Raw genomic sequence first — 13,005 nt, 5'->3', positions numbered from 1 at the left:
AACAGGGGGAAATAATAAATGAGCGTTTTATTTGTTTTATTGCTGCTGGCTGCCTTACTGGCTTTTGCTGCAAGCATCGTTATGTTGCTCGTCAGTGCTTTGTTCAAAAAAGGGCTGACTGTTAAGCAAGCTGGCCTAGCGGCAGGTGTTTCATTTGCAGTGATTATTGGTTCTGCTATCGGCGTCGGATCTACAGCAGATGAAGTAGAAACTGCAGAAGGCATCGAAAGTGAACAGACGGCTGCAGAAGAAGATACAGCAGCTGAGGTAAAAGCCGAAGAACAGCGTCTTGCTCAGGAAGAAGCTGCGAAACAGGCTAAAGAAGATAAGAAAAAAGAAGAAGCGCGTCTGGCGGCAGAGAAAGAAGCCGAAGAGAAAGCGGCGGCTGAGGAGCTTGCGAAAGAGAAAGAAGCGCAGGAACTGGCAGCTAAAGAAAAAGCAGCTGCAGAAGCAGCGGCCCAACAAAAGAATGAGCTGTTCGCAGGATATGACCTGATTGAAGTGGATGGCGGTGATGTGTCTGGATACCGCGAAGCCAACGTCGTCGTTGATATCGGGTATGGGGACCGTGAATACTGGGCCTTTACGAATGAATACGGGCAGCTTGTGCGTGTCATTGCGGACGAACTCGTTCTGCAAGATGACAGCAGCGAACCGGTAACATCGTCTGGCCGATACTACTCGGATGAGGCGAAGGTTCCGGGCGTCGAAAGTGATATTTTAGATGAAGGGCATGTCATTGCGGATTCTCTTGGTGGGGTATCGAATGCCTATAACATCACCCCGCAGGAAAGTACGCTCAACCGGCATGGTGACCAGGCTTATATGGAAAAAGTGATTCGCGATGCAGGCGGCGCAACGAATTTTGAAGCCATCATCACCTATCCAGATACGGAAACGCAGATCCCTTCCAGTTACCAGTATACGTATACAGTCATGGGCAACGAAGCCGTTGACACCTTTGACAACGTGAACCCGGATGAAGTAAACGCATCACTCGGTTTAACAGGCAGTGAGCCTGCTGATTCCAGCCCTGCAGCCACAGAGAGTGCCCCTGCGGAGTCAGCCCCTGCAAACACAGGTGGAGATGTTTCCAGCGTTGATACAAACGGCAATGGACAAGTGACGATCAAAGAAGCAAAAGATGCCGGTTTCAGTATGCCGATCATGAGCGATCATTGGTTATACCCTTATATGCGGGATAATGATAATGACGGCATGGTCGGTGAGTAAGCAGCTGGGACTTGGAGTGAAATAAGTGAGCGGAAGAACCGTTTATGAGGTTCACGGTTTTTAACCATATGCAAGAGTTGATCTAGATAGAAGTAGAAACGGTGATGCTTAGGCATTGCCGTTTTTATTTGTATAACAGTTTTCACAACCCGTATGTTTAGTATCAATCAGCAATTATCCAGAGAAGCGTTTTTTCAAAAAAATTCCCGCACCAAATTTCTGTGCGGGAGTCTGCTTTAATCTATTTCACCAACAAGCCGCGTGCTTCTCTGAACTCGGTGATGTGAGGGTCGATGATGCGGCCGTTTTCAATGACGACTGCTTCTTTGACCATGTCGGACCAATTGCCTTCCGTCAAGTCATCAACCATGCTCCAGAAACCTTCGCTCAATACTTTCGTGACGGTATGCGGGAACATGGCCGGCGTGTTGTCGACTGTGTAATGGATGATGCCGTCAACCGTGTACACCGGATTGTCGATCGTCGAAGGGCGTGACGTTTCGATTTCCAATTCCGGGTCGCAGCTGACATCGATGATTGTGGCGCCTTTTTTCAAGCGCTTTAAGTCTTCTTTGTAGATGATGCGGTCTGTGCGTTTCGTGTCCCACATGACGCAGTTTACGAGAACATCGTATTCAGTCATTTTCTCGCGGAACAGCGATTCAAGCCTGCGCCCAAACACATCAACGTCCGCGCCCAGTCCGTGGAGGATGCGCATTGCGCCTTTGGCGGTATGGCCGTTGCCAAGGATTGCCACTTTCGTTTCATACGGCATTTTGCCGACATGCTGGTACGCTTGAAGAATAGCCGCTTCGCCCGCTACTTCGCGGTTGCGGTAAAAGATATAGCGGCCGCCTTCGAACATTTCTTCCCATGCGATGACCGTGTGGTTCCCTGCAAGGACCGCATCAGTGAAACGGATGTCCTGGACAGCATGCGCCCAGCCGATCAATAGTTTGCCTTCAGTGATTTGGTCGAAATAATCGGCGTCGCCAAGTTTCACATCGACGATCGCTTCGCATTCCAATGCGCGTTCGCGCGAGACGATATGGACGCCGTGCGCCGCATATTCTTCGTCCGCTATGCCTAATGCTTCTCCATAGCCCTGTTCAAAATACAGGCGCTCAGGAAACTTGATGCCCGCCATATCCTTCGGCAAAATCGCCCGGCGTTTTTCGTTGTTTTTATGGCTGATGACAAATCCCAATGTGTAAATAATAAACCCTCCGCTTCAACTGAACTCGTACAGACGGCAAACACAGCGATTTTAGCACTGCGTGAAACACGGCTCTATTCAAATCATACCATGACCGGTGAAAATCGTTTGGATTTTATTGTTATTTATTGAAATCACAGACTTTCAGTGTTCGTAATCTTTCATTTGAATGATTTTTTACTTCAAAATCCGCTTTTCTTTCGCTTCCTTCAGCCACATTGGAAATTCGTTCAATAACTGATCGTATAATTCTTCGTCCGATACTTGGCTGATGTCGTCAAGATGGAAAAAGTTCGCGTTGTCGACGACGCGCCCGCCCATCGTATCGAGTTTTCGCAAGACATCGAAATTCGAGTCGCCGATTCCGACAAACTGCCAAAAAATCGGCTGGTTTGATGATTCCACGATGAATTTCTTGATGCCCGGTTTGCATCCGCCATCATTGATGAAGACGAGAAACACCGGCTCATCGCTCGGGTCCTGTTTCGTATACTTGCGGATGACATCTTCCATCACTTTCGGCTCGTCGTTGCGGCCGAATTTGTGGACGCCCGTATTCGACAGGATGTTTTTTTCCACATAGCCCATGAACGTCGCCTCGGTCGCTGCCGGCAGCCGTGAGAATTCGTTGTCGTAGACCCAGACATCCAACTCGCCGTCATCATCGAACTGGCTTGCGACTGCCAGTACCCGCTCTACCACATCCTGTACAACACCTTCGTTGTACAGTTTTCTCATCGACCCCGAAATATCAAGCACTACGCCGACTCTGGCAGAAACCCCAGTCAACTTCTTCTTCTCCAACACAATCGTTGCCGCTTTTTTCTTCAATGAGATGCCACTGATCTTTTCTTCTTTTTCCGGCTTTTTAAAAAGACCTATTTTATCGAATAAACCCAAGACGTACGCCTCCTGTATGCTTCTTTTTTTAAGTATACCCTCTTGGCAACCAAAATTATAGCTTTCACCATAAATGTAAAGTATTAGAAAAAATAAATGGCTGTTCGTTAGGGTTCGCCTCTTTTTCAACTGTCCAAAAAAGCTGCAAATCCCAGCCGCTTTATTTTTCTATATGACCGTTTCGTTTAATAAGCGACTGGGTACATATGAGGCAACTATAAGTTCAGGAGGAATCAGCCGTGAAGAAAAAATGGATTTCAATGCTGCTGGCATTCGGGTTATTGGTTGCCTCTCCCTTCTCCTTACAGCCGGTGGAAGCCACAAACCAGGCAGCTGCAGTGAAGGAAGACAAGCTGCCGGCCGAACTGAGGAATTTAATGGATATCGCTCCAGAGCATCAATTCATCCTGCGGAAAGGCAGTAAGCGCATTGAAGTGAAACTCCTCCAATGGACATTGAATCAGTATGGACTAGAAACGGCGGTTGATGGCATCTTTGGACCCGAGACCGACAAGAATGTCCGGCAATACCAGGCAGACAAAGGCTTGAAAGTCGACGGCATTGTCGGCGTGAATACATGGGTCGCTATATACGGAGAATATTAGAAGACGATTATTTCCCATAGCATTTCTAGTCTTAGCGAATACAATCAAGCTTGAATGCACCTGTTGCATTTACGATGGAAGGAATGTTAAACATCCATAAAAAAGAAATCCGCTCTATCGTTGAATAGAGCGGATTTCTTATACAGATTTATTGAATTGTCTTTGACACCGGCGCCTTATTTTTAGTTGGTCTCGCGGTACCGGTATAAAGATTCATGGGAATGAACCCGGTAATCAGTTTCAAAGGAAGAACGGCTCCAGATGCTTTCCATATCAGAAGATTCCTCCGTCTCGACCAACTTCAACTCTCCCGCTTCCAGCGTCATGATATCGGATTCGATGACCTTCAATTCTTTTTGTTCGGAGTCCAGTGCCCGAATCCGCACTTGGATCTCTTTCTGTGTATCTAAATTGTTTTTAAGGAAAAATGCATTTTTATATTTATCGTTAGTGCAATTTGAGTTTGTAGTCCGTAAACAGTCCTTTTCAGAGCTCATAAACAGGACGGTGATTTCCTCATCGGCTTGCTGCTCGGACAGAGCTAAAGCCTTTTCAACTTTCTGGATATAGGATGCTTTCTCCGCCAACGGATAAACCCACATCGTGAAAAACAGGATTATTGCGCAGAATACCGTTGCTAAAATCCATACCGCTTTAGGGTTATGAAAGGATTTTGGGGCGCCTTTGAATAGGATGCTTACAATCACATTAATGATGGTAATAACAAGCAGAAACGCTGCGGTAACAATGATGGCCATGGTGCTTTCAAAACCATTCTGGAAAAAAGAAAGCTGATAGGCATTGGAAAAATAGTAGTTCAAAACAACACTGATGAGGACCACTGCAATAAGAGCCGCTAGGGATATTCTCCAGCGGGATTTCCCGGTTTTGCCGCTTTTCAAACTCATGCTGGTCCAGAAAAACCAGGCGCACGGAAGAAAAAAGAGGAAGATGACAAGTGAAACTGTGCCCATTAAATCATGCCTTTCGCAAAGAGTAAATGAGAAACGATACTGTAAAAAGTCATTAGATTAGATAAGACTTTTCAAAAGCACCTCTTCAGAAGATGAGTATTTTTCCATCTCGCTTTAATTATACGGAACACAGCTGCAAAAGATTCAAAAGTTTAATGTTGCTTTCCAAGAAACAACAAACTTTCCAAACGATCTATTCATCTTGAATAAAACTCAAGAACCGCCGCTTTAAAATCTAATTTTATAGACAGGCAAATGTATAGAATTTAACTTGGAGTTTATAATCAAAATCGTTTTGATCTGTTTCTTTCTTAGGACGCGTTTTTTGCGGCTTATTTACACAAACTCCACAGTCCTTTACAGTGGGGTCACCTTCCAGAAATAGTAGATTGCTAAAATGATAGAGACAATTGAAGTTAGGGAGTGTTCGAGTGAAGAAGGAATTTTCAAACAAGCTGACCATTTCAACATTGGCTCTATTAATCGGCATTTCGGGCCTGCTCCCCACAAGCCCAATGGCAGAGGAAGGTCCGGACAGTTCTGAATTCACCTTGCGTGAACCGGAAACCGGATTTCGGGTCTTGCCCTATCTGCAGTCTCCAGCGAGTACATCGATGAAGATCAGCTGGGTATCCGAATTGGATGAACCGAGTACGGTTACGGTCACCGGCCCGGGAATCAAAGGCAAGAAAACCGTCACGTCCGATCCATATTACATGGATTTGATGGAGTACACCGAAAAAGAATTAAAACAGGAATTAACGTATGACAGCGGAAATGGCAAAACAGAAACCATTCCACAAGGCTCATGGCTGGAATCGAATGCCAATTATAAGCATTCGGTGTCCATTGAAGGGCTAAAGCCGAATTCCACCTATTCGTATAAAGTAAAGCAAGGAGAAGAAACACATCATGCCACGTTTAAAACGTATCCGGAACGCGATGATTGGGATGATTTAACACTAGTCGCTTTTTCTGATTCGGAAACAGAACCATACGGGGCATTAGAGCACCGGGAATGGGAATCGCATCCGGTGAACACCTATGCACCGGGTTCAGAGGAACGTCCAGGCAAAGGGTCCGCCTTTGATCAGAAATATGGAAACAAATCACGCAATGATATGTTTTTAGTCCGTTATCCACTGGATCAGCAAACGGCGTTAAATGAAAATTTAGCCCATATCGAAGCGGCAAACCCGGATGCACTGCTTATCGCAGGTGACCTTGGACAAGGTTCAGGCTTCCAGCCTGCCTGGGATGAATTTTGGCGTCATTTTGCAGGTGACTACACAGATTTGGCTTCGCGCACCCCCTTATTGCCTGCTTTAGGAAACTGGGAAACGTATGCCTCCCTGAACGGTGGATATGGCAATGATGCTGACCGGACACCTCCCGTGATTTCGCGCAATCGGTACCATGAATATTTCGATACGCCTGGGGATGCGAATAATCCGCAGTATAAAGATTCTTATTACCGAACAGATATCGGTCCGGTGACTTTATTGACATTGGACTCCACAAATGGCGTTCCTGATGAATCAGCGAAAACAGGAACGTTGACTGGCGAAAAATACAGCGAAGATGATTCTGTCTTGAACGAAGCGGTATGGGCAGAAGAAGGCACTGCGGGTGATCCGTATTATACGACAGACACGCAAAATGAATTTACAGCTGAAGCCTATAACGAAGCGTTCACGGAAGTATTCGAAGGGACTAGCCCGGAAGATTCCGATTTGCCGAACTTCAACCCAGGAACGGAGCAATACAAATGGGCAGAAGAACAATTAAAAGATGCACGCGAAAAAGGGCAAATCGTTCTTGTCCAATTCCACCATGCTGCGTATTCAAATGGAGTCCATGGCACGCCGCCAAATCATGAGCACCCGGACAGCCAATCTGGTGTGGCCATGAGAGTGTATACTCCGATGTTTGAAAAATACGGTGTAGCTGTGGTCCTGTCTGGACATGATGAAATGTTTGAACGCAGCTGGGTTGATTCAAACAAGGATGGCACCGGCTTCCATTCATATGACGTCGGTGTAGCCGGGGATGGCTTACGCGGCGAAAAAATGGTCCGAAATGAAGACGGAAAGCTTGTACCGCTGGACTACAATACGCACAGCGAGTGGAGTGCAAGCCGAAATGAGCCCGAATTATGGAAGACGAATGAAAATGGCGTCAAACAGTTGGTCGACGGTGGACTGCATTATGGCCATTTGCAGATGGACTTCGTCAATACACCAAACGGTGCGAAGTTAACCCTATCACCCGTCTATATTTTCCCGATTCTTGATGACAACTATGACTTGGTCAAAACAGAACGCCGTGTCTACGATGATGTTCAAACGATCTATTTTGATAAAAACGGAAACATGGCTGCATCATCAGAAGCGTGTGAGAAACCAGGGAATGGAAAAGGAAAAGCACTTGGTGTTTGCAAAGAAGGAAATGGCAATAAAGGAAACGGCCAAAAGAATGGCAATCCTCCCGAACACAGCAACGCAAAAAAATAATATCAATTTTCTATGGAGTAACGCAGATTAAACTGAACCCCGAATGGTACACACTTTAACAAAGTGGGCCATTTGGGGTTTTTCTGTTTTCAGAGCCATTACATTCGTTTAAAGACAAAACCTTAGTTAAAGATATTTTTTATCGATTGACCACTACCCGTTAAAAATACAAAAGCCATCTTCGAAATCAGTTGATTTCATTGAAGGTGGCTTTTTTCCTATGCAATTGCAGCTTATAAACTGCATCATTCTGTTCACAGAGGCGCGATTTTATGAACCGGGAATCTTTGCGCTCAAACCTCGTTTCTCTTCATAGCTGGACAATAGTAGCCCCCTCAACCCTTCCGGTATTTATCCTCAATCACCCGGTGGTTTTCATGATGGATTTTGCTCCACTCCGTCTTTTTGTACATCCGGCTTTTCAACATACTATTTATCCAGTCAGCGTCATATTCCCTGAAATACTGGCTATCTGCCCACGCCTTTATCTCTTTGTGCTCCGGATGCTGCGGATCACGGTAAATCCGCAGAAATTCATAAAATCCAGGAAGGCCGCCCACATCTTCCGGCGGTGCCGTCTCTGCGCCATCAAGCAGTGTTGGAAAACCGAAATAGTAGTCATCGACAATCGATTCCAGCCGAATTTGAAATTCCCACCCTTCGCCAAAATCGTACCTATAAAGCAGCTCACCTTGCCTCTCTAAATATTCATCAATCTTGATACCTGAAGGTTTCCGAATCACCGTCGAAAGTCGCTTTTGGTAAACTTCCTCGAATTGTCTATGCCCCGGCTCCATATTCTTTAATCTCTCTGCGAACTCTTTCCAGTTCTTCTTGAAATACTGATGCTCCCTGTAAGCTTCTTCGTCATTCGTCACCCGGATGTTATCTTCCGCCAAATCGAATTCAAACAGATGATACCCTCCTAAAGGATAACCGCTCTGAAAATTTGTTACTTGCTGAATTACGTCATGCAGCATATTGAACGTGGCTCCTGCTGGCATGATTACCTGCCGCCAAATCAGCGGGTCTGAGTGTTCGAGTTCAATTCTGATAATGTAAGATTTCACTGTTTTTTCACCTGGCCTTCTATATACCAAAAACGATTTTTATTGAGTGTTTGTCTGTTTGAATTTCCCGTTGCCCATCCGTTTTCGGGCCGAGCCGCGTTCTACAGTGATTGGGACATGCTTCAATGCTTTCCCTAATCCGTAGAGCGGCATATTGCCATAAATGGATTCATAATTCCCCGCTTTTAATTCATAAGTTTCGTGATAAATTCCGACTGCTTCATTATTCCCTGCTTTTTGGTTGAAGTTTTTCCATGCAGTCAGATGTTTTTCGTTTTTCGCATAAGCCATCAAATCTTCCGTTGACCGCCAATATTGGATCATGACAGTCGTTCTCAACCCGAAATAGCTTTCCATTGACAAAAAGCCCAGCTCGTCCTTGTTTGTGTAAAGCTCTTTTATCATTCCGGGCATGGCGTTAAAAACAGGAAGCCATTTATTCACTGCTAAACGGTTGTTGATTCGCATTCCGATAAGAAAGACGACGATGTTTTCGCTATTTTCGGTCGTAAAACGTCCGGTGAGAACTTCTTGTCCCATTTCTACTCCTCCTTCGAAATCTCTTCAAGAGTGAACGTGCACCATTCGATTGCGGCTTTTGTTACCCGTTTCCCATAATCCAATGTAAACAGCCAATACCTCGCATCTGCTCCTTTCCCTAAATCATTTGTGATCGCTTGTTCGATGCCTGTATAAGTAGCGTAGCGGGTTTCCAGTTTTCGTTTGTATTCTTCCAGTTGATGAACCGTTTTTTCGTTGGACTGATGGCGTCCGAAAAACAGTTTCAGCAAAAGCTCATTCCGTTCAACCGGTATTTGCTCAATCGGTTCTTCCAGCCAGTTTTTCAACACTTCTTTTCCTTTCGGGGTCAGATAATATTCATTCTTCCCCGGCTTGGTCTCATCCGGCGAAGTACTGACTGTTGCCAGGCCTTCATCAACAATCAATTTCAGCGTCGGGTAAATTTGCCCGTAACTGATTTTCCAGAAATGATTCAGGCTGCGATCGATCATTTGCTTGATTGCGTAGCCGGTTCTGCAACCTGTCGTCAATATTCCAAGAATCGCATATGTCGTATAGTTGTAATTTTTCAATCCGCTCACCCTATCTAAAAGATATATATCTATTAGATATATAATACATCCGAATTAACAGAATTAAAAGATTTATTATTCAAAAAACTTATTTATTTTAACCATTACTTCGCATTCAATAAAAATTAAAAAAGAACAAATCCAGTTGGGGGGAGTTGTTCTTTTCTAGGTGGGAGTTAAGGGTTTACAGCAGTCCGCCAAGAAATACAGCTGATCGTTCTTCTTCAGCTTTCCTCAAAATTCCTTGCGCTCTATATCGTTTCGTGACTCCCTTCTTGAAACTTTTCCAAGCGCCATCCGTATGCTTGTACAAGAGGTGATGGATCATGAAGAGAAAAATCATTCCATACGTATTAGTTTTTATTTTAGCTTTGCTGGTTCCGGTGCAGGTATACGCGATTGATTTTGACATTAAGGAAGTCCGGATTGATGCGCAGTTAAATGCGGACGGCACAGCGGATGTCACGGAACGCTTTACGTACGAATTCGATGATGATTTTAATGGCATCACCCGTAGCCTCATCGAGAAAGAAGGAACGGCCATCGAGAATTTCTCGGCTTCGGAAAACGGTAAATCGTTGAGGGTGGAAATGGAAGATGGCCTTTACAAGATTTACCGCTCAGGTGAAGACGGCGACACCATTGAAATCGAACTGAATTATGAAATTGCCAATGCGGTGGAAAAATTTGAAGACGGTGCGCAGTTTTACTGGGCGTTCTTCGACGAAAGCAACGAAAGCGAATATGGCGACATGACGATTGCCGTCACTCCCCCTGCTCCGGCTGAAAATACGGAAGCTCTTGGCTACGAGGAGGCGTTCGGCACAGATCGTGTCAAAGATGATGGTGCTGCAGTGTTCGAGTTGGGCTATGTGCCGTACGGTAAAAACGCCAATGTCCGGGCGGTTTTTGAACCCGAGCTGTTCCCGGGTGCCGCGCAGCTCGCTGGTACGGTCCGTGATGATCTTGCCAAAGACCGCGTGAACCTGGAAAACGAAGCGGCGGCTTTCGCCCAGAATCAGCAAACTGCAAAGAACGTCGGGATTCCAGCCCTCACGATTCTTGGTGCCTTGCTGCTGGCCGGGATATTTCTCTCGTGGATGCGTACTTACAAGCGGAAACGGCAAATCCGCAACTACCCTTATGAATTTTTTGTGCCGAAAGAGTCGATGAGCATTCCGGCGCTGCTTTATTTCACGAACTCAGTGTTCCTAGCGCCAAACGCCATCTCGGCAGCCATCCTGGAGCTTATGCGAAAAGGCAATATCCGGCAGCTCACGGAAGATCATTTTGAGCTGATTCACCGAAAAACCGATCATGCTCATGAAGCAACTTTGATCGAGCTGTTATTCGACCGCATCGGCGACGGCCAGGAATTCACGCTTCAACAAGTGGAAGAATTCACGAAAAACAAACTGAATCATGCGGGGTATAACGACGCCATAGCCGAATGGAATAAAGGCGTCAGCCTTGAAGTGAAAGAAAAGAATTACTACGAAAAACACCCGGATCTGCGAGGAGCTGCCGGCATCCTGGGTGCCATATTCATCGGACTCGCCATCTATACCGGCATCTACCAGCTCTTCCCTTGGATGGCTGCTTCCATCGCTTTGGCGTTGCTTGCGTTCGGCTTTGCCATCGGCTATACGCCTATCACATTTGAAGGGCATGAAATCCGCCATCATTGGCGAAAACTGAAAGCGGCCATGGCAAAGTTGCCTGAAGAACAATGGCACCGGCTGACGCTGGATGAAAAGCAGCGCGCCTATGCCTACTTGCTCGGCAGCGATCCAACAACCGCCGAACGGAAAGTTGCGGCTTTCACTATCGCCCAAACGACAGCAGACGATTCAAGCTTTGTCATGAATCCGATATTCATGACGGCCGTTTTCGTGTCAGCCGGTTCGACTACTGCCGCCAGTGCAAGCAGCGGAACGGCAGGTTCTGGTGCAGGAGTTGGTGGCGGTGGCGGAGGATCTGGGGCGTTTTAAATTGAAGTGTCCCAGTGCCAGGCATCAATCTAATTCTCATTAATCTATAAGTATAAATAAAAAACGCTGCTCCGAGGAAATGAGTATTCCTCGGAGTGGCGTTTTTATAGTATTTACTTTACTTATTTCAACGTTTTTCCAGTGGTTGCTAAATGGTCCCTGTGTACGGCTAAATTATGAATGATTTCTTCCCTCTATAAAGATACAATCGTCACTCCTTTAATCGGCGAGCATGGGTATCGATATGCAGCTTTCTTGTATAGTGGAAATTGTGTTCAACACAGGGACGTGATCATTTCACAGGCAGATGACATGATTTCCATTATGCCGGACTGTTATACTCCTTACTATGCAAACTTGCAATTCAAGAAAGGAAGTTATATAGATGAAACTAAGCGTATTGGACCAAGCTCCCGTGACGACAGGAAACACGGCAGAAGATGCCATGAAAAAAGCGGTGGAACTCGCGGTTCTTGCCGACAAGTTAGGCTACAGCCGGATGTGGATGGCGGAACATCATGGCTCAGGCGCATTTTCCAGCTCCGCTCCTGAAGTCACTGCCGCCTACTTGAGCGCCAAAACAGAGAACATCCGGATCGGTACAGGCGGCGTGATGATGATGCATTATTCGCCTTTGAAACTTGCAGAGGTATTCAAGACACTGAGTGCACTTGCGCCAGGCCGCATCGATTTCGGTGTGGGACGCGCACCGGGAGGCGATCATAGTTCCATCTATGCCTTGTCTCAAGGACGCCGGGCCATGACGGATGATATGTATGGGAAATTTGACACGGCGCTGAAACTGATCAACGACGAAGTGCCTGAAGATAATATGTACAATAAAACAATTGCTTCTCCGACAAATATCAAGCTGCCGGAAGCTTGGCTGCTCGGCTCCAGCGGCAATAGCGCATTGGAGGCGGGACGAATGGGCGTCGGCTATTCATTTGCACAATTCTTCAACGGCGGCATGACGAAAGACATTTTGGATTCCTACCGGGCAAATTTCGTCCCTTCCGCTTTTATGGAAAAACCTGAAATTTCGGTGTCGTATTTAGTGACAACCGCCGAAACGGCCGAAGAAGCGGAATACGAAGCATTGCCGCAGGACATTTCGCGCCTGATGCTGATGAAAGGGCGCATCATGCCGCTCATGACACCGGAAGAAGCGCAAAACTCTGCACTGACGGAAATGGACCGCTTGCAAATCCAGGCAAGCCGCAAAATCCATTTAGTTGGTTCCGCCAAAGACGTGGCCCTTCAATTGCAGCGGGAGCAAATGGAATACGGTTTTGAAGAAGCCATGATCTGCAGCATCCCGCATTCCCAGGAAAAACGGTTGGATGTCTACCGGTTGCTGGCACGGGAATTGTTATAGAAACGTTTTACAGATTCAAGGAGGAATATGC

At 46.2% G+C, this 13,005-nt stretch carries 11 protein-coding genes; 5 read left to right on the top strand and 6 right to left on the bottom strand.

Annotation, left to right across the window (positions count from 1 at the left end; genetic code table 11):
• Positions 1 to 18 precede the first annotated feature (18 nt).
• On the top strand, positions 19 to 1,233 hold the full coding sequence (locus AC3AQ9_RS15105) for a DNA/RNA non-specific endonuclease (RefSeq protein WP_488308318.1): 1,215 nt from the start codon (positions 19 to 21) through the stop codon (positions 1,231 to 1,233).
• 241 nt (positions 1,234 to 1,474) lie between these two features.
• On the opposite strand, the gene AC3AQ9_RS15100 is transcribed toward AC3AQ9_RS15105, so the two are convergent.
• Both AC3AQ9_RS15100 and AC3AQ9_RS15095 read right to left on the bottom strand, forming a co-directional pair.
• On the bottom strand, positions 1,475 to 2,440 hold the full coding sequence (locus AC3AQ9_RS15100; RefSeq protein ID WP_488308317.1) for a N(5)-(carboxyethyl)ornithine synthase: 966 nt from the start codon (positions 2,438 to 2,440) through the stop codon (positions 1,475 to 1,477).
• 186 nt (positions 2,441 to 2,626) lie between these two features.
• On the bottom strand, positions 2,627 to 3,295 hold the full coding sequence (locus AC3AQ9_RS15095) for a vWA domain-containing protein (RefSeq protein WP_488308479.1): 669 nt from the start codon (positions 3,293 to 3,295) through the stop codon (positions 2,627 to 2,629).
• Positions 3,296 to 3,588: 293 nt separating this feature from the next.
• On the opposite strand from AC3AQ9_RS15095, the gene AC3AQ9_RS15090 reads away from it, so the two are divergent.
• Positions 3,589 to 3,954 (top strand): peptidoglycan-binding domain-containing protein, encoded by a 366-nt coding sequence (locus AC3AQ9_RS15090; protein WP_488308316.1) that lies wholly within the window; start codon positions 3,589 to 3,591, stop codon positions 3,952 to 3,954.
• Positions 3,955 to 4,136: 182 nt separating this feature from the next.
• Here the strand turns inward: AC3AQ9_RS15090 and AC3AQ9_RS15085 are convergent, their stop codons facing one another.
• On the bottom strand, positions 4,137 to 4,928 hold the full coding sequence (locus AC3AQ9_RS15085) for an APC family permease (protein WP_488308315.1): 792 nt from the start codon (positions 4,926 to 4,928) through the stop codon (positions 4,137 to 4,139).
• A gap of 431 nt (positions 4,929 to 5,359) precedes the next feature.
• On the opposite strand from AC3AQ9_RS15085, the gene AC3AQ9_RS15080 reads away from it, so the two are divergent.
• Positions 5,360 to 7,441, top strand: a complete 2,082-nt coding sequence (locus tag AC3AQ9_RS15080) for a metallophosphoesterase (RefSeq protein ID WP_488308314.1) — start codon at positions 5,360 to 5,362, stop codon at positions 7,439 to 7,441.
• 335 nt (positions 7,442 to 7,776) lie between these two features.
• On the opposite strand, the gene AC3AQ9_RS15075 is transcribed toward AC3AQ9_RS15080, so the two are convergent.
• The 3 genes from AC3AQ9_RS15075 to AC3AQ9_RS15065 are packed head-to-tail and all read right to left on the bottom strand — an operon-like array spanning position 7,777 to position 9,605.
• A complete protein-coding gene (locus AC3AQ9_RS15075; RefSeq protein ID WP_488308313.1) occupies positions 7,777 to 8,511 on the bottom strand; it encodes a plasmid pRiA4b ORF-3 family protein in 735 nt (244 codons plus the stop codon).
• 39 nt (positions 8,512 to 8,550) lie between these two features.
• Positions 8,551 to 9,051: a DUF4188 domain-containing protein gene (locus AC3AQ9_RS15070; RefSeq protein ID WP_488308312.1), complete on the bottom strand. Its 501-nt coding sequence runs from the start codon at positions 9,049 to 9,051 to the stop codon at positions 8,551 to 8,553.
• Positions 9,052 to 9,053: 2 nt separating this feature from the next.
• Positions 9,054 to 9,605: a PadR family transcriptional regulator gene (locus AC3AQ9_RS15065; RefSeq protein ID WP_488308311.1), complete on the bottom strand. Its 552-nt coding sequence runs from the start codon at positions 9,603 to 9,605 to the stop codon at positions 9,054 to 9,056.
• A 326-nt stretch (positions 9,606 to 9,931) separates the two neighbouring features.
• On the opposite strand from AC3AQ9_RS15065, the gene AC3AQ9_RS15060 reads away from it, so the two are divergent.
• Both AC3AQ9_RS15060 and AC3AQ9_RS15055 read left to right on the top strand, forming a co-directional pair.
• Positions 9,932 to 11,596, top strand: a complete 1,665-nt coding sequence (locus AC3AQ9_RS15060) for a DUF2207 domain-containing protein (protein WP_488308310.1) — start codon at positions 9,932 to 9,934, stop codon at positions 11,594 to 11,596.
• 385 nt (positions 11,597 to 11,981) lie between these two features.
• Entirely contained in the window at positions 11,982 to 12,974 is a 993-nt protein-coding gene (locus AC3AQ9_RS15055; RefSeq protein ID WP_488308309.1) for an MsnO8 family LLM class oxidoreductase, read from the top strand.
• Positions 12,975 to 13,005: the final 31 nt, after the last annotated feature.

Source organism: Planococcus sp. VCh962, assembly GCF_057748275.1.
The sequence above is the reverse complement of the archived record's forward strand: the minus strand, read 5'-3'. Positions and strand labels throughout refer to the sequence as shown.